The organism is Rhodococcus sp. 06-462-5, from assembly GCF_002258315.1.
GTDB lineage: Bacteria > Actinomycetota > Actinomycetes > Mycobacteriales > Mycobacteriaceae > Rhodococcoides.
This window is the reverse complement of the sequence record NZ_NOYD01000023.1, coordinates 82,891-100,484: the sequence shown is the minus strand read 5'-3', so window position 1 is coordinate 100,484 and position 17,594 is coordinate 82,891. Positions and strand designations below refer to the sequence as shown.

Below are 17,594 nucleotides of genomic sequence, written 5' to 3'. Positions count from 1 at the left end.
GGCGGTGGCCGAGTTGCGCGACGCCCTCTCGTCGTCACTCGATCGAGCCCCGGTCTGCTGAGCGCGGTCGATACGAAAACGACTGCGCCGCCGCCGGGTTCGACCCGGCGGCGGCGCAGTGGCTATCGATGGTGCTCGAGCGGACTCAGGCAGCGGTGTTGGCTCCCAGACCGCTCAGCAGGGGTGTGAGCTCTTCACGCATGTAGTCGACGGCCGGCGGTGAGGCTTCGAGCACCGAGCCGTTGATCGGCTCGTTCGTCGTGTCGAAGAAGATCACCGATCCGGACTTGACCGCAGGCAGGTTCTGGAACAGCGGATCCTGCTCCAACCGAGCCCGGTCCTCGTCGGCGGCGAGACCGACGAACAGTACGTCCGCCTGGAATTCGCGCATGTTCTCGTAGGAGATGCCGTTGGAGGACCAGCTGTTGTCCTGGTTCGCGGCCGGCTCGAGTCCGAAGTACTCGACGGCAGATCCGTTGGGCATGTTGAACACTGCGCCGTCTCGAAGGGAGACGTAGTTGTAGGTCTTGCCCTGCAACCCGGCCAATTCACCTTCCTTGAGCGGATCGAAGCTGGCGTTCAGGTCGTCGAGCGTCTTCTGCGCCTCGGCTTCCTTGCCGACCAACTTGCCGTATGCGAGCAGCAGATCGTTGGCCGGGCTGATGCCCTCCTGGGTGCCGACGAACGTGGGTGCGATGGCCTCGTAGTCGGGGTAGATGCCCTCGTCGACCTCGAACGAACCGGTGTTGAGGATGAGGTCCGGGTCGTGGCCTGCGATCAGTTCGAGGCTCGTACCCGCGTCGGTCCAGATGTCCTCGAACTCCCCGGTGAACACACCGTCGAGCCAGGGGTAGTCCGCGGGGTCCGGTGCGTCCTCGCCGATCAGGATCGGCTGCTCGCCCAACGCAACCATGATGGCCGCTACCGTCGATCCGGTGGCCACTATCCGCTCGGGCTTGCTCTCCACCGTGACCGGTCCGTAGACCGATTCCGCCGTGGCCGGGAACGCACCGTCGCCCGATGCGGCACCTGCCGTCGCGTCGGTCGATTCACCCGACGATGAGCATCCTGCCAGCATCAACGCGGCCGACAGGCCGGCCACGATCAGCCGGTTCTTCTTGTACGTTTTCGAGGTCACTCGATTGCCTTCCGTGCCGCAGTGCGGCGTCCTCGCATCGGCACTCACCGACGCGCAAAGGTTTGCCTACGCTAATATGCCTGCTGTACGTTAATAACGGGCCAAAGCTCTCGTCAAGCCCAACTGCCCGAACCGAGTCGATAGGACACCCGAGGATGACCACGTCCGGACGAATCGACGGCACGGCGAATCACGCGGACCGGCAACCTGTTTCGCGGCAGCCGCGACTCGAAGCACGCGAGGTCACCCTCGGATACAGCGAGCGGGTCATCTCCGACGCGTTGTCCGTGGAGATTCCGGCCGAATCGTTCACGGTGATCATCGGGCCGAACGCCTGCGGAAAGTCGACCCTGCTTCGCGCCCTGTGTCGAGCGCTCAGCCCCAGCAGCGGACAGATCGTGCTGGACGGCAAGGACATCGACGCATACAAGTCCAAGGACGTCGCACGGCGGATGGGGCTGTTGCCGCAGAGCCCCCTGGCACCCGACGGCATCCGCGTCGCCGACCTGGTCTCACGTGGACGCCACCCGTACCAGTCTCTGTTCCAGCAGTGGCGGCCCGACGACGAGCGAGCCGTTGCGCACGCCCTGGCAGCGACACGAGTGACCGAGCTGTCGGGTCGTTTCGTCGACGAGTTGTCGGGGGGACAGCGCCAGCGCGTGTGGTTGGCCATGTTGCTGGCCCAGGAGACACCGACGCTGCTGCTGGACGAGCCCACCACCTTCCTCGACATCGCTCACCAGTTCCAACTTCTCGAGCTGCTCAAATCGCTTCACTCGCAACACAAGACGCTGGTCGCAGTTCTGCACGACCTCAACCAGGCGGCCCGATACGCCTCGCATCTGATCGTGATGAAGGACGGCCGCATCGTCACCACCGGGGCACCCGCCGACGTCATCACTGCCGAACTGGTCGAGGAGGTGTTCGAGCTGCCCTGCATGGTCGCCCCCGACCCGATCACCGGCACACCCAACGTCTATCCCCTCGCGCCCGAGACCTCGAAGAGTCTCGAGCGGTGAGCCCGAACCCGAACTCGCCGGCCTGGAATCCACCCCGCCGTCTCCCGGTCTTCTTCGAGGTTCCCGCGGCTCCACCCAAGCAGCGCATCACCATTCGCGAGGACATGTCTCCCCTGGCACTCGCGGCGTCCATCGTCCGGTCCGCGGGGTGGCACGCCGTTCTGGGTTGCCTGCTCCTCGTCGTGTTCAACATCGCGACGACACTGGTCCCGCTCGCCCTCGGTGCGGCGATCGACCAGGGCATCGGCCCTGTCACCACCGGGACGCCTGCGGGCGACGCGGTCGGCGGGTTCGCGATCTGGGTGTCGGTCATCGCCGGTCTCTACGTGGTGATGAATCTGACCTACCGATTCGGCGGTCGCATCGGGTGGTATTCGGTGCAGCGCGCTCAGTACGAGTTGTCCGCCCGTGTGGTCGAGCGGATCCTCGACGTCCGCGGCACGGCGGGCGGACCGCAGCTGCCCGGACGGTTGCTGTCGGTGGCCACATCCGACAACGAACGCACCTGCGCCGCCCTGTACTTCGCGATCTACCCACTCGGAAATCTCGTCGCCATCGTGGTGGCTGCGGTCTCGCTGTTCGTCATCCACCCGATCCTCGGGATCACCGTCGTGGTCGGGGCACCACTGCTGCTCGTACTGATGGCCCTGGCGGCACGCCCTCTTCGGGCGCGCACCGAGCGCGAGCAGGAGGCCATCGCCGACGCGGCAGGCACCGCCGCCGATCTCGTCTCCGGCTACCGCGTCATCGCCGGGATCCACGCACAGCGCGCCGCCGCCGGCCACTATCGAGGAGTTTCTCGCGCCGCCTTGCGGGGCACATTGGCGAGCAATACCGCCGAGGGCGCTCTCGTCGGCGTGAACGCAACCCTGACCGCCCTGTTCGCCGGGATCGTCACCGTCGTCGCGGCGCTGTTGACGTTCGACGGGTCCATCTCGGTCGGGGGACTCATCGCCGCTGCCGCGATGGCCCAGATGCTGCTGGACCCGCTGAAGATCCTCATCGAGGAGGCAGCGACGCTGGGTGCGGAAGTTCTCGCCTCCGCGCGGCGCGTGCTGAATCTGCTGTTCACCGAACCGAATCCGGACGCACTCGGTGCCGCACCGGTCGCGCCGACGCCACACCTGCGCATCGACTCACCGACCGGAGACTCGATCGACATCCGTGCCGGTGAGTTCGTCGTGATCGATCCGACCGCAGTGGACGCCGACGTTCTGACCGCTGCCCTCACCATGACGGCCCGGGCAGGCACCGCACCTCACATCACCCTCGACGGTCGAGAACTGCGAGAGCACGATCCGACCGAGGTCCGCCGTACGATTCTCGTTGCACCCCATCGAGCGGACCTGCTCGAGGACACCGTGCTCGCCAACGTTCTGCACGACTCGGACGACGTCTCCAGCGCACGGGCGGCACTGGACTCGGCCTGCTGCGGCAGCCTCGAACACGAACTGCCTCTCGGGTACGACACCTCCATCGGCGACGGCGGTCGCACGCTGTCCGGCGGACAACGACAGCGAGTCGCGCTCGCGCGCGCCCTCTTCCGGGAACCACCGGTGCTGGTGCTGCACGATCCGACGAACTCGGTCGATTCGGCGACCGAGTTCGATATCGCCCACCGACTTCGCAGTGCCCGTTCCGGTTTCACCACGGTCGTCGTCACCTCGTCGCCGGCGTTTCACGCGGTCGCCGAACGCAGCATCGGCCGCGACGAGGTGATGCAGTCGTGAGCGCAGACCAGGCCCGTCTACCGGTCGCCGACTGGCGGGAGATGCGCCGCGAGGTCGCCGATCTCGCGGTGGGACGGTGGTGGCGCATCGGCGGCATCCTGCTGCTGCTGTTGATCGCTGCGGCAGCAACTCTCGTACTGCCCTTGACGATCGGCTGGATCGTCGACACCGTGACCGACCGAAGCAGTTCCGGGATTCCCACCGTGTTCTGGTGGCAATTGAGCGCCCTGGGCGGCGCAGCCGTGGTCGGCGGAATCGTCCAGTTCTCGGGAATCGTCGCACTCGGCCGGGTCATCGACACCATGGTTGCCGAGTTGCGCGAGAAATTCATGGCCTCCGCGTTCGACCTCCCGGAACGAGAGATCGAACGCGTGGGCGTCGGCGACATCGTCACCCGCGCCGCGACCGACACCCGCAACGTCTCCGACGACCTGCCCGGCATCCTGCCGACCGTCGCGTCGGCCGCATTCACCATAGCCCTGACCGTGGCCGGAACGGTGGTGATCGACTGGCGGTTCACCATCGCGTTCCTGTTGGCCGTGCCCCTCTATGCACGGGCGCTGCAGTGGTATCTGCCTGCCGTGCCTCCGGTCTACGCCGAACTGCGATCGGCCGACACTACTCGCGGCGAACGCGTACTCACCACGCTGACGGCACTTCCCACCGTCACCGCCTTCCGCGCAGGACCGCGTCGAGTCGACCGAATCCGCACTGCCACCTGGGAAGTGGCGCGGTGGGAGATGCGCGCTCGCATCATGCAGAACCGGTTCTTCGGACGCATCAACCTGGCCGAGGCCGTCGGATTGCTCCTGGTCCTCGCCTGCGGTTTCGTCCTCGCAGCGCGGTACGGCACCACACTCGGCCAGATCACTTCGGCCTCGCTGCTCTTCCTGCAGATCACCGGACCGATCGCCGGGTTGATGTTCGTGATGGACGATCTGCAGTCTGCGGCTGCGTCACTTGCACGGGTTGTCGGGGTGACGCGGACGACGGCCGATGTCGATATGCCTGAACTCGATCCTGCGAGCCGGCGCAGCGAAGGCCCCGTCGTCCGCGTCGAGAACGTCGAATTCTCCTACCGTACAGGGCATCCGGTGCTCCTCGGAGTGAACCTCACCCTGGCGGCCGGTGAACATCTGGCGATCGTCGGCTCGAGCGGATCGGGGAAGACGACTCTCGCCCGTCTCGTCGCGGGTGTACGCGAGCCGGGCGCAGGCGTCATCCACACCGCGGTCGATCGGACGCGCATCGCCTACCTCAACCAGGAGGGTCGCATCTTCGCGGCCACGCTTCGCGAGAACCTTCTGCTCGCCGCGCCCGACGCCGCCGACGATGTCCTCCTCGACGCACTGAGAACCGTCCGCGCGGACGAGGTATTCGCCTCGCTTCCCGACGGTCTCGACACCCTCCTCGGAGAAGAGGGCCATCGCCTCGACGCAGCCGATGCTCAGCTGATCTCGTTGGCGCGGTTGGTACTTCACGATCCGTCCGTGGCCATTCTCGACGAGGCAACCGCAGAGGCGGACTCACGAAACGCCGCAGTGCTCGACGACGCCACGGTTCGAGCCCTGGACGGGCGCGCGGCGATCGTCATCGCACATCGCCTCTCGCAGGCTCGTGCGTGTGATCGCATCATGGTGCTCGAGCACGGCGTGGTCGTCGAGGAGGGGACACACGACGGCCTGGTCGCCTCGGGTGGCCGGTACGCAGACCTGTGGGCCGTGTACAGCGTGGGACGAACCGGCGTCGAGCACGCCGTAGAGAATTCGAGTTAAGTAAGGCTAAGATAAATCTTGGCCGAACCGGTCCCCGAGAAGGAGCGTGTGTTGAAGACGTGCATGGCAACCGTGTCGCTCGGCGGGACGCTGGAAGAGAAGATCGACGGTATCGCGACAGCGGGCTTCGATGGTCTCGAATTGCTCTGCACGGACGTGCTCGCGTCGACGCTGACCCCGCGTGACATTGCCGATCGATGTGCAGCTCTGGGCCTGAAAATCGATCTGTACCAGCCGTTCCGGAGAGCCGAAGGGGTCACGCCCACCGAGTTTCCCGACGTCCTCGCTCGCTTTCATCGCGAACTCGAGGTGATGGAGGCGCTTGGAGCGACATCGATTCTCGTCGTCTCCAACACCGATGGCGACGCCGACAGCAGTCGAGACCTCTCGGCCACCCAGGTGGCCGCTTTGGGTAGCGCTGCAGCCGAACACGGAGTGACGGTCATGTTCGAGGCATTGGCGTGGGGCACCCACATCAACCGCGTCGCACACGTCCGAGATGTACTGGCACGGGCCGACCATCCCAACGTATTGCTGGCCGTCGACACGTTTCATCTGGTCGCGGGCGGAGAGGGTGCCGAGGCCGTCGCCGACCTCGAACCCGGTTCGGTCGGTCTGCTCCAGGTCGCGGACGCCCCGTGGATGCCGCTCGACCTCCTCACGTGGAGTCGCAACTACAGATGCTTCCCCGGAGCGGGCGAGTTCGATCTCGTCACTCCCGTTGCCTCCGTCCTGAATTCGGGTTATACCGGGCCGGTGTCGCTGGAGATCTTCAATCCCGGATACCGCGAGCGCTCCGCCGCAGACGTCGCACGGCACGGTGCGGAATCGCTCCGACGCCTGCTGGCCGATGTCGACACGCTGGCCACCTCCACCCTGCCCGCGTAACAGCACACGAGAAAAGGACCTTGTCGCGATGTCGGTGACCGAGAATTCCGTCGTACAGAGTTCGATCCAGCCGATCGAACCTCTCCGTCTGGACGGTGCCGTTCCGTATCCGGAGGAGTTCGCCGAACGGTATCGGGCAGAGGGGATCTGGATCGATCAGACGTTCTCGGAGTTCCTGTTCGACGCGATCGAGCGCTCCTCCGGCCGGGTTGCATTCAGCAGCGGCGATGCACACACGACCTACGCCGAGCTGGGTGAGCGAGTTCTTCGGCTCGCTGCCGGATTGCAGCACGAGGGCATCGAACGGGGCGATCGGGTGGTGGTCCACCTGCCGAACGTGGTGGAGTTCGTCTCGCTCGTCTTCGCGCTGTACGAGATCGGTGCCGTTCCGGTTCTGGCACCGGTGGCGTTACGCAGACACGAGATCGAGTACATCGTCGATACCACCGGCGCTCGTGGCTACATCACCGCCGACTCCCACGACGGGTACGACCTCGCCGCACTTGCCGCCGAACTCGTCGGATCGTCGGCGTCGTTGCGGCACAGCATCGTTGTCGCCCGCGACGGCGGTGGTGCCGACCTCGAGCGACTGCTCGCCCATGGTTCGGTGGAGCACACCCGGCGTTCGCTGCCTTCGGACGTTGCGTTTCTGGCGCTGTCGGGTGGAACGACGGGTCGGCCGAAGATCGTCGCGCACACCCACGAGACCTACCTCGCGTCGGTGCGCGCGGCGGTCAGTGTCGCGGGAGTCAGCGAATCGACCGTCCAACTCATCGTGCTGCCCATGTCGCACAGCTTCGCCATGCGGTCGCCCGGATTCCTCGGCGTGCTCAGCGTCGGCGGCCGAGTTGTGTTGATGCCGAACGGAAGTCCAGACGTCGCGTTCCCAATCGTGGCGCAGCACAGGGTCACCCACGTCGCCCTGGTACCGCCGCTCGCTCTCGCGTGGCTGAACTCGACCCTGAAAGACGAGCACAATCTGTCCTCCCTCGAGGTCGTCCAGGTCGGCGGCGCGAAGTTCGGGCGAGAATCCGCGATCCGGATACGCAGCGAACTGGGTGCCACCTTGCAGCAGAGTTTCGGAATGTCCGAGGGCCTGCACACCTTCACCGGTCTGGACGAGGACGACGAGACGATCACCACCCGCCAGGGGCGACCTGCGACATCGGCCGACGAGATCAAGGTCGTCGACGACAACGGCGACGAGGTGCCGCGTGGTACGTCCGGGAATCTGTGGACCCGAGGGCCGTCGACCATTCGCGGATATTTTCGCGCACCCGAACACGATTCGAGCTTCACACCCGACGGGTACTACATCACCGGCGACATCGTGACCCAGGACGAGCGCGGATACCTGACGGTGACCGGACGGACGAAGGATCAGATCAACCGCGGCGGCGAGAAGATCGCACCGGCCGAGGTGGAAGACCTGCTGCTCGCCCACCCGGCTGTGCACGAGGTCGCCGTCGTCGGAATCCCCGACGAGTTGCTGGGCGAACGGATCAAGGCTTCGATCCTGCCCCGCGACGGTGCCGACCGAAGAGAGCTGACGCTGCCTCGAATTCGCCAGTTTCTTCGAGGTCGAAACCTCGCCTCGTACAAACTGCCTGACGTCGTCGAGATAGTCGACGCCTTCGAGCGAACTGCGGTGGGAAAGATCAGCAAGCGCAGCTAGCGTCGACTGCGCTCATTGCTGGCGTCGCTTCTGGAGATTCAGCTTCCTCCCATTCAGTTGACTGCGTCCTCGCTTCATCTGCTGATGGTGCTCCCCTGCGCCCTGACACACCTGTTGTCGCGGCGAAATTGGACAGTTCATGACATGGCCAGGAGCAGGCTTCTGACAAAGAGATTCCCCGAAAATGAGCGTCTGCTTGTGACACCCGACAAAACACGACGACATGAACCACCACCGGGGCCGTTCGATATCATGACGGGGCATCACGCCGACGCGGTACTGCGCCCGGTCGCATTCGGCGTGGACAGTCGACACTGTGGTGATGTTGGTCGCCCCGACAGTCTCGACGATCACCTTGTGACCAGTCAGAGTCATGCCACATCGGTAGATAGGGATGTGGAGAGCAAGCGATGCTCGATCTCGACTCACTTTGCTCGTCCCGGGCAACAGATGACACACGGTGATCGCCAGTCCGGTCTCCACGAACAGCGCGGCTATCTCGCCCTTCCAAGCCCGGTGCGTTACCCGTTGGAGTCACCGCCGTCAGCGCCCGATAGATGTCAGACCGCGTTGGAATGCAACAGTTTTCCAGCTCTACCGGATGCTGAGTCCGCCTAAGACCGCAAATCGGTGGCCGTGTTGTCGAGCCTACACCCGTCCGGGTTTGCTGAGTTGATGCCCAAAAACCTTTGCCGAATACTTGGACGAAGAAGCACATTGCGCATCGAGATTGGAACGAAGCATCAAGATGACCTGTAAGCCGCGCTGCGCGTAGGTATCCAGTCGATACCGGATGCGCCGATACCGTCTCCAATCCCTTTGAGCAACAATCGAATTCTCGGACACGGCAGTGTCCCGCGGGCTCTGTGTGCCGCCTGCTGCAGTTCCGCACCCTCAGCCGGTAGACGCGCGTACGCTCACACGAAGTCGGGGAACGAACACGATCAAGGGCCACGAGCGGGACCACCTGAAGTTGCCGAGGTGGTCTCGGTCCTGCTGATCGCCGACCCCGGCAAACCCACAGCTCTCGCTCACAAGCTCGCCAAAAACCTACCGGAACGCCTGCGACACCGAGACCGCAACGAGCGCCGATGGACTGTGTCCGTGCGCAGCGAGCCTTACCTCTCCGATGAGCAGGCCAACTTCGCAGACGCCATCGACGCAGTCGAACCGTCCTCGGAGAACGACGATGTCGTCGTCTACCTCACTGATCTACCGCGGCGTGACGACACCGTGCCGGTGGTCGCCGACGTCAGCGCCGCACATCTGTTCGCGCTCGTCTCCATCGCCGCCGTCGGCGGGATTCGCATCGAGGACCGGGTGCGTGCCGTCGCCGAACTCGCGATCGCGTTCGTCCTCGGTGAACCGACACTCGCGCCGGCCGGTGCACGGCGGCGGTTTCCCTCCCAGCAGATCGACAGCGGTACGCGATATTTCGCTCCCCGGGGTCTGCGACGGCTGAGGTTGCTGTCGGGGATGGTGCGTGCGAACCGGCCGTGGCGACTGGTCACCGGGCTGTCGAAAGTTCTCGTCGGCGCATTCGCCACCGGTGCGTTCGCCTTGGCGACGAACACGATCTGGCTGTTCGCCGACACGATGGGCCCGTGGCGCATGAGCGCAGCAACGTTGCTGTCGATCACGGCCATGGTTCTGTGGCTGGTCCTCGATCACCAGTTGTGGGAGCGGCCGACGTCGCCGGACGCGCGCGAGCGGTCCGTGCTGTACAACACCGCCACCGTCGTCACCCTGGTCATCGGTGTCCTCGTTCTGCACGTGGCCTTGTTCGGGTTGCTTCTGCTCACCGCATCGATCGCGTTACCCCCTCAGCTGCTGTCCAGCACGCTCGGACATACGGTCAGCTTCTCCGACTACCTCACGCTCGCCTGGCTGCTGGCATCGATCGCCACCATCGGCGGTGCACTCGGTTCAGGACTCGAGGACGACACCGCCGTCACAGACGCCGCCTACGGGATCCGGCAACGACAACGCCTCGACGAGCAGACACAGAAACGCTCGACCAAGGCGCAATGACGGTCCAATCGGCAACCTTGGCTGAACTGCGGGTCGACCGCGACGCCGGTGGTCAGCAGTACCGGTTGCCGCACCTCTGCCGGTCGGTCTGCTTGCGGCGGGCCGGTGATTGCCGACGTAAGCCCCGGAGCAATTACCGGCACATATCCACATGTAGCTACACCACCGGGGCTTCTGAATTTTCCGCGCGCGGAACCCATGTTTTGTCGGTCGACCCATCGGAGGCTCCCGTCTGTGGGCACCAAATTCAATTAAGGAACGAGTAGTGACACTGAGCGGCACGGAGCCCTATTTTGGGCCGACAAAGGCGGTCCCGGACTTCTCCGAAACCGCCTCTGGCCTGTATCTGTGTCGGGCTGACAGGATTTGAACCTGCGACCACTTGACCCCCAGCTAGATTGGCCATACTTGGATGGTTCCACCCGGACGCACCGCAAGTACCTTGACCAGGCGTTGTTGTCCGAACCGGTTCACGTCGATCCACCCCAGGTTGCACCGAGTAGTGACACGCTCGCGGCACGCTCGAATACCGATTGCTCCAGGTGGATCCACCTCGGTTCGCAGAAGATCATGTCAGTACACACGCCTGCAAAGCAGCAAATTTGTCTGCTTGCAGAGCAGCCCAACCTCAGCACGTGAGCACACGTGACCCGTTCCCGAGCTCCGCCGCCTATCGACGGACCATCACCCAGAACTCTTCTGCAACAACTCGAACGCCTTCTGCCGTCGTGCAATGAGCTTCGCATGCGTTGCGCCAACCCATTTCGATGAGTCCCCCGCATGCGCCAGCCACCGATCGACAACGGCGATTTCGCCACGCAGGTCACCGAGCTTCCGGTAGACGATGGCCGCATTGTGTGTCCAGCCCGGCGGCGTCTCACGGACTACGATCTCCTCGACCGGTCGGCCGAAATATGCCGCTCGCACGGGCGCATTCGCGTGCTCCTGCGCCTGCTCTCGCTCTGTTGCGGCGATCACCTCGAGCAACATCTCCAACGCTTCGACGAGATGACCTTCCCTCTTCAGTCTGGCAACTTCCTCACCCCACTTCAGGAAGTGCGTGCCTCTTACTAACCCCGCCTCGTACTCGACCGCGTGAAGCTCGTCGAATTTGTTCAGAGACTCCCCTGCACGCTTCTTCCGCCACGCCACCTCACCCGACCCGATCGGATCCCCAGCGAACTGGTCGGGAACTACGATCATCGACACCGCTACGCTCCCAGCCTCGCCACCATCGACTCTCGCGTCAGCGTCCGAATCGACCTCGATCCCGTACGACTCCACAAACGCAGACACGCCATCCGACCATCCTTGAGAGACCGCCCGAAGCTTCCATCGCTCTCTGGCGCGATACACCTCCACGAGCACAACGCATCTCTCCGACGTCAGCCCACCGAGCTGGTGAATTGCGTCGAACCCCTCGTCGGAACGAACCGACACGACGCCACCGTCAAAGCAAGTCCGTCCCGCACTGGTTCCACCATCCGCAACCGCTACCACTACTCTCGGCACGTCCACGGACAAGCGATCCAGCCTCAACTCGATCTGCCGAGCCCCCGCAAGCACAACACCTTGGCAAGGAGAGCTCACCCGGTTGAAGAACACCAAATCCTCGTCGGACCTCGCTCGGGAGTCTCGACCTACCAACACGGCCATCAACTCGGCATCGGAAGCCCCCTTTTGATCGGTGAATTCGATGCTCAGGTGATTGCCACCCAGCACGCAGTTTTGGCCCATCTGCAACTGCTGCATGTTACGACCCTTCGTGATTCGCGTGCGTAACTACTGGAGCAGAAGCCTAGCGACCGCGCAGGACCCATCAGGCGACATACAGATGTTCCCCCGAAACGCGGCAGGGTGTTCGTTCTTGATTCGGGCGGCGCAATCGCGAATATTTCCCGATCGACCTACAGATTTCGGGTCATGAGACCGGTCGCCCTGCGGCGTGATCGCTTGTGAGAGCCGGACGCGCCCTGGCCATGTGTGGCGGATCCCGCGGGTAGCCTGCGCTCGTGGACGAATCGTTGGTCATCTCCGCGGATAGATTCAAGTACTGGCACGTCGACTACCAGACCGGCACCTTGCGAATCGTGTACCAAAGCGGGGAGGTTCACGACGCGGAACTCGAGACCGAATACCGGCCGACCAACTCCCCGGTTGCGACCTCGACGTTCGATTGGGAAAAGTGGTGGATTTTATCGACCACGACCAGGAACGACCTCATCATTACAGAGGGATTCAACCCGACATCCCCACCCGCTCTGAAAGGTCGACCATCTGTCTACCTGGACCAAAATCGATGGCGAACCGTCGCTGACGCGATGCACGACCCGCTGCGCGTGGACAACCTCGACGAACGACACGCGGCTGAGGAGCTCATAATTCTTGCCTCCGACTCCGGCATAGTCTTGCCCCTCTCAACTGGACACCTCCTCGAAACGGCTGGGCTGCACGGCGAACTACGCTATGAGATCGGCCTGGCCATGGCACGCCTCGCCGGCGGATGGCAGATCAGGCACCCGCTCGACCTATGGAAGCACGAGGTTGACCGCTCCATACGACTGCACCTGGGACTCACCAAGGACTCACCCGTCCTGCATCCCATTGTTACCGAACCCGGCGCGTTATTCGGAAGGGACACGTCCCTCAGCATCACCGATAAAACACCCAACATCGACAAGTTCATGGCGATGCTGACCATGCCGAGCGTTATTCTGAGTCAACTCATAGACCCCAAAAAACTTGAAAAAGATCCAATCAGAAAATGGGTACGCCACCACGAGACCATCACCGCGCAAATCTGCGCGACGCGCCTCCCGAAAGAACAACGCCGCCAACTCGCACGACGCCGGTACTGGAACGAAAACATCAACTTCTACACCACTGCCTACCGCCGGCTAACCAAATCCAACGACTTCCCCACCTTCAGTGACACCGATTTGGCGTGAATGTTCGCTGACTCGCCCATGGTTGGGCTTGTCTCCGACCTGTTCGTTCGGCGTTTCATCGACCACAGAAATAAATGGCGACGCAACGACCTGGTCGACATGTTTCACCTGTCCAGCGCCGCCGGCTACGCAGACTACGTCTGCGCCGAAACTCATACCGGCACACAACTCCGAGAGGCGCAACGCACGCTCGGACGACCCGAGAACGTCTTCACGACCCTGAGCCAACTGGTCACGGCTCTGCGCGCCGACGGTGTGCAAGCCGACTCCGAGCGAGCCACTTCGAACTGAACGTCTACGCGGGTTGCGCAACGGCAATCCCCCCAAAACTGCGCGTTGTCCAGCACCAGATGCGCCAATGGCTCGCGTCGATGGTGACATTAAACCGGTGTTGTCACTCGAAGCCCACGAGTGGAAGTGGCTAGTCGGACAACAACAGTGCACCAGGTACGACCTCAAGCCTGCTTGCGCGGAAACACAGATCGTGGAATTTGCCGGCGAACACTGTCAACACATGACGTTCGTATGGCGCGGCGGCCGTGGAACCTTGACGGTAACGTTGGATGCCTTGACATCGATTGTCTCAACCGTGCCGCGATTCAGTTGTTGCTCGGATTCAACCTGGCCGACTTGCTGGCTGATCGCGAAGTGTGTCGGTACCACCAAGTATTTTCGCCGTATGCGAGGACATTGGTCAGGATCTGCACGCGGTCGATACTTCAGAGGTGATAGTTGTCCTGCATGCGTGGGCGACCAGCCGCGGTCCTCACGTCTGGAAACGCAGATTTTCGACTTGCTGAATTTTGTTCTCGGAGGCGGCGAGCAAGATTTGAAGCTACCGAGCGACGGGAGAATGCACTTGGACATGCGTTTCCGCACGGCGGGCGGTGACACGATCGGACTGGAGTACGACGGAGCGTACTGGCACGCAGGCAACGAAGCCGCAGACCAAAGAAAGGCCCACAGAGTCGTCGCAGACGGGATCGCGGATCTGGTCGTGCGTATACGCGAAGACCCGCTTGCCGCACTGTCTCCCTACGATGTATTGATTCGGCACAAGGAATCGGCACCGACAGTAGTCATCGCTACACTTCTGCACCTAGTTCACATGGCTGTGGTGGACGCGCAAACCGCGCACCGCATCTCTGCAATATTGGTGGCGTCTAGTACGGCACCGTCCATCGAGAGCATTACGTGTGACGAGTGCTGGCTGCTCGATGGTTCGATCCGGCATGCCGAATACGAGTATCGTTGGAATGAAATTAAGCGACGACGCCGCGCAGCCCGTCGACCTGCCGGGAAAACAGTCCGCCGAGCAAGCCAACGGCACCAAGTGTTTTACAGAGATTGACGGTCATGGGAGACGACGCGGTTCTATGCCGGCCCGACACTGGTCGGTATCGACGAACTCGGCTACGTTCCACAACCGGGAGAATCAGCCTCAGCCATGTTTCAAGTTGTCTCGCAACGTTGAATGAAGACATCGATCGTGATTGCCGGTAATCGTGGTGTCGGTTCGTGGGGAACGGTTCTCGGTTATGACACCGTCGCAGCAGCCGTGCCCAACGCCACACGTTCGTGCATCGATCCGAATTGGTTGCTGCAGTTGACAACTGGATGAACTTCTACAACACTCGCCGTAGGCACTCCACGATCGGAATGCTCAGCCCCCACAATTACGAACAGTCACTGAACGCGCCGATCATGGCCGCGTAGCCACTGTCCACTTTTCGGGGTGAACCTCAGTGGGTTGTTCGCGTTCCGTCGATGCGTGCGCGGTAGACGCGACTCAGCAGTTCGCATAGGTGCGAGTACTCGGCCGAGCTGAGCGGCGAGAAGAAGTCGGATTTTTCCGACCGTAGCCGATCCGTGATCGTTTCCATCAGAGTCGCCCCCTTGCTGCTGATGCGAAGCATTTTCGCGCGGGCGTCACCAATGTCCGGTTCGGCCAGTAAAAGACCACGAGCGGTCAGGCTTAAATGATGGGCACGGCGTTTCGTGCGTCGATCGCCGCTCTGGTCGCCACATCACGTTGCCTCAGACGGGCCCCCTCACTGAGCACGGTGAGGATCGTGAACTCCGTCTGAGTGAGGCCCGTCTACCACCTCAAACGAGTCCGCGCAATCGCAGCCGCAGGCAAGCCCACCCGCGGACCCGTCCACGCCTCCAAACAGGACATCACCGAAACCATCAAGTTCCTGACCGGGCTCCACGACACCCACAGCCGCACCGCCGCGACATGCCACCAACTCGACGTCGACGAATGGCTCGCCACCGGACCCACCACCCGCCAGGTGATCCGAACGTTCTTCGTCTGGGCAAAGACAACCTGCATCAACCGGAACGTGGCGATCGCCCACCGCTCCCCCGCCCCGACGGCCACCTTCGCCCAAGACGAGCGACTGCACTGGATCCGTGAACTCCTCACCGGCAGCAGTGAATCGCTACCGTATCGAGCGGCCGGCATTCTCCTACTGCTCTACGCCCAACCGATGGTCAAGATCGCCGCACTACACACCGATCACGTCATCACCGAGAGTGATGGGCTACGGATCACCCTCGGTGCCGAACCAGCCCCGGTGCCCGAACCCTTCGCGGTGCTTCTTCGAGGTCATATCGCCTCACGCACAACGCAACTCACTGGTATCGACACCGGCTGGCTCTTTCCCAGCGTCCGCACCGGCCGGCACCTGCACCCCAACACGATGATGGGCCGCATCCGATCATTGGGCATCAACCTGCTCGGCGCGCGCACAACATCTCTCCGCACTCTCGTCACCCAGGTGCCACCGCCGCTCGCCGCGGAAATGCTCGGATATAGCTACTCCGTCGCCCATCGCCACGCCGAATTGGCAGCGCAGCCGTGGGCGCGGTACTCCGCGCAGCGGAAGTAGTCTCCAGCTCGGGTGACCACCGTCAAGCTTGCCTGCTTGTGGATCTGCGCCGTGGGCGCTGCCACATTGAATGAAATTCACCATTGCCTGCGATTGCGTTCGCGAAGGTCGGCGGAGCGGGTAGTCGGGCATTTGGATTTGGGTTGTATTCGAGCGTGTATATGGTGTCGGACTTGAGAGCCATGCGATTGGGTCTGTGATGCAGCACCCCAGACAGCCAGGCGTATCTCGGATTTGCCCACATCCGTTTCTCGATCGTGAGGCCGAGAAGGTCCCAGGTGTCAGTGAATTCCTCAGACCCAGTGGGAATTTGGGGTGCGGTCGATGCAAGTGCGAGAAAGTGAGGTGAGGTGGGGTCGTGTTGTCGCTTCTTTCGGTCAATTGATTTGCGAAGCGATTCGAAGGCGGCGGCACGGTCATCGTCGTTGAAGCAAGGGTTGACGGAGTACCCGAAGGCGTGGCCGATGGACGGGCCGGAGGTGAAGGGTAGCCTGCCGTTAGCGTCTACTGCGTCCCAGTCGATGTTGCTGTCGTCTGCGAAGTGGAGCATGGGTCGCCAAGTCGCCCGGATGGGTCGTTCTGCGGCTTCGGGGGTCGTCGTAATCTGACCAGAATCATTGTTGCACACCATGTCGCAGAACTCATGGCTCCACAGTGTCGACACCAGGTCCTTGGGCGACCCGATCGGCAGTTCGACACGAATGTTCCGGGCAACGTCGCGTTTGCGCATTCGCGCGGAGAGCGTTGTACTGATCATGTTGCTCATCCGCTGCCAAGCCGCGTAGGCCTCCCAGTGCCACACGGTCACTTCTATCGTGACAAGACCTTCAGGCATCCGAAGGCCGTAGTCAGGGGACATAGGCTGGTTGCCTTTGCTGGGCCTCCAATCGCTCGGAACCAGTGGCTCGAGCAACACCGGAGTCATGCGTAACGCGAGGACACTGCCAACCTCGAGTTCCGCAAGCGCCTCCTCGTACCCGTGGTCATCAACCGGGCGCAGCACGCTCTTGATGCGCTGAATGATTGTCCGCCCGACCCCCGGCGAGACGTTCCCCGCGAGACGTTGCAGCATGTCAGCGATATTTATCAAGTAGTTCGTTGATTGTCCGTTTCCGACGCCCCGCCAATGGTTGCCGAGCGGACCCACCGGGTCCTCCGCCCAAGCCACATCATCGACGAACTCAAGAACTTGCCGGTAAAATTGCTGTACTTGCACGACTTCTTCTGGGCCACCTTCGCCCAGGTTTGCTGCCTCGGCGAGCGCCAAAGGGTCGCTGTTGTGGAAGTAGGTGTGCGGCGGATCTTCTGGGGTGCTCACGGACGGTGGGTCTGCGGAATCGGCGTCTGACGGCATGCTGAAGGCTACCGGGATTCCTTCGGGTGATGCACTGCGACCGGGGCCGCGTGTCGGGTCACTGCGTTGCGGCGAGTCCGCCGGACCTTCGTGGTGAGCGACGGGTCTACTTTCGTAGCCGTTGCGCACCCGGTCCCTTCGG

Annotated in this window: 14 protein-coding genes and 2 pseudogenes; 12 read left to right on the top strand and 4 right to left on the bottom strand. The window is 62.8% G+C overall.

From position 1 onward, the window contains the following. Positions 1-145: 145 nt before the first annotated feature. Positions 146-1,138, bottom strand: coding sequence for an ABC transporter substrate-binding protein (locus CH251_RS14175; RefSeq protein WP_094613697.1), 993 nt, complete (start codon positions 1,136-1,138; stop codon positions 146-148). 155 nt (positions 1,139-1,293) lie between these two features. Here CH251_RS14175 and CH251_RS14170 point away from each other — a divergent pair, with 155 nt between their 5' ends. The 5 genes from CH251_RS14170 to CH251_RS14150 are packed head-to-tail and all read left to right on the top strand — an operon-like array spanning position 1,294 to position 8,225. After that, positions 1,294-2,157: an ABC transporter ATP-binding protein gene (locus CH251_RS14170; protein WP_094613696.1), complete on the top strand. Its 864-nt coding sequence runs from the start codon at positions 1,294-1,296 to the stop codon at positions 2,155-2,157. Then, positions 2,154-3,887, top strand: coding sequence for an ABC transporter ATP-binding protein (locus CH251_RS14165; protein WP_256979067.1), 1,734 nt, complete (start codon positions 2,154-2,156; stop codon positions 3,885-3,887). Before CH251_RS14170 ends, CH251_RS14165 begins: the two co-directional genes overlap by 4 nt. Then, entirely contained in the window at positions 3,884-5,662 is a 1,779-nt protein-coding gene (locus tag CH251_RS14160) for an ABC transporter ATP-binding protein (protein ID WP_256979066.1), read from the top strand. The genes CH251_RS14165 and CH251_RS14160 overlap by 4 nt, the downstream gene beginning before the upstream one ends. 18 nt (positions 5,663-5,680) lie before the next feature. Then, positions 5,681-6,550: a sugar phosphate isomerase/epimerase gene (locus CH251_RS14155; protein ID WP_256979065.1), complete on the top strand. Its 870-nt coding sequence runs from the start codon at positions 5,681-5,683 to the stop codon at positions 6,548-6,550. Between the two features lie 28 nt (positions 6,551-6,578). Further along, the gene (locus tag CH251_RS14150; protein WP_094613695.1) at positions 6,579-8,225 is read left to right on the top strand and encodes a (2,3-dihydroxybenzoyl)adenylate synthase; all 1,647 of its coding nucleotides are present in this window, start codon (positions 6,579-6,581) and stop codon (positions 8,223-8,225) included. 12 nt (positions 8,226-8,237) lie between these two features. Here the strand turns inward: CH251_RS14150 and CH251_RS28280 are convergent. Then, a pseudogene (locus CH251_RS28280) lies at positions 8,238-8,735 on the bottom strand (hypothetical protein); the annotation flags it as partial. Between the two features lie 471 nt (positions 8,736-9,206). Here CH251_RS28280 and CH251_RS14140 point away from each other — a divergent pair. After that, positions 9,207-10,256 (top strand): hypothetical protein, encoded by a 1,050-nt coding sequence (locus tag CH251_RS14140; RefSeq protein WP_094613693.1) that lies wholly within the window; start codon positions 9,207-9,209, stop codon positions 10,254-10,256. Between the two features lie 684 nt (positions 10,257-10,940). Here CH251_RS14140 and CH251_RS14135 read toward each other — a convergent pair. After that, a complete protein-coding gene (locus CH251_RS14135; protein ID WP_094613692.1) occupies positions 10,941-12,008 on the bottom strand; it encodes a TerD family protein in 1,068 nt (355 codons plus the stop codon). Positions 12,009-12,268: 260 nt separating this feature from the next. Here CH251_RS14135 and CH251_RS14130 point away from each other — a divergent pair, with 260 nt between their 5' ends. The 6 genes and pseudogenes from CH251_RS14130 to CH251_RS14105 all read left to right on the top strand — a co-directional run bounded on the left by CH251_RS14130 (position 12,269) and on the right by CH251_RS14105 (position 16,098). Beyond that, on the top strand, positions 12,269-13,204 hold the full coding sequence (locus CH251_RS14130) for a hypothetical protein (RefSeq protein WP_143537907.1): 936 nt from the start codon (positions 12,269-12,271) through the stop codon (positions 13,202-13,204). 18 nt (positions 13,205-13,222) lie between these two features. Further along, positions 13,223-13,495, top strand: a complete 273-nt coding sequence (locus CH251_RS14125; RefSeq protein WP_143537906.1) for a hypothetical protein — start codon at positions 13,223-13,225, stop codon at positions 13,493-13,495. 454 nt (positions 13,496-13,949) lie between these two features. After that, on the top strand, positions 13,950-14,555 hold the full coding sequence (locus CH251_RS14120; RefSeq protein ID WP_094613689.1) for a hypothetical protein: 606 nt from the start codon (positions 13,950-13,952) through the stop codon (positions 14,553-14,555). A gap of 6 nt (positions 14,556-14,561) precedes the next feature. After that, positions 14,562-14,765: pseudogene (locus tag CH251_RS27935) on the top strand (ATP-binding protein); the annotation flags it as partial. 17 nt (positions 14,766-14,782) lie between these two features. Then, the gene (locus CH251_RS14110; protein WP_094613688.1) at positions 14,783-14,920 is read left to right on the top strand and encodes an IS3 family transposase; all 138 of its coding nucleotides are present in this window, start codon (positions 14,783-14,785) and stop codon (positions 14,918-14,920) included. 371 nt (positions 14,921-15,291) lie between these two features. Further along, the gene (locus tag CH251_RS14105) at positions 15,292-16,098 is read left to right on the top strand and encodes a hypothetical protein (RefSeq protein ID WP_094613687.1); all 807 of its coding nucleotides are present in this window, start codon (positions 15,292-15,294) and stop codon (positions 16,096-16,098) included. Positions 16,099-16,120: 22 nt separating this feature from the next. Here the strand turns inward: CH251_RS14105 and CH251_RS27710 are convergent, their stop codons facing one another. Further along, positions 16,121-17,416 carry a hypothetical protein gene (locus tag CH251_RS27710; RefSeq protein ID WP_218828301.1) on the bottom strand — a complete coding sequence of 432 codons (1,296 nt, stop codon included), beginning with the start codon at positions 17,414-17,416 and terminating at the stop codon, positions 16,121-16,123. Positions 17,417-17,594 lie beyond the last annotated feature (178 nt).

Excerpts from the sequence above, each read along its gene's own strand:
- CH251_RS14170 (WP_094613696.1), top strand. The coding sequence starts at position 1,294 with ATGACCACGTCCGGACGAATCGACGGCACGGCGAATCACGCGGACCGG.
- CH251_RS14150 (WP_094613695.1), top strand. The coding sequence starts at position 6,579 with ATGTCGGTGACCGAGAATTCCGTCGTACAGAGTTCGATCCAGCCGATC.
- CH251_RS14135 (WP_094613692.1), bottom strand. The coding sequence starts at position 12,008 with ATGCAGCAGTTGCAGATGGGCCAAAACTGCGTGCTGGGTGGCAATCAC.
- CH251_RS14125 (WP_143537906.1), top strand. The coding sequence starts at position 13,223 with ATGGTTGGGCTTGTCTCCGACCTGTTCGTTCGGCGTTTCATCGACCAC.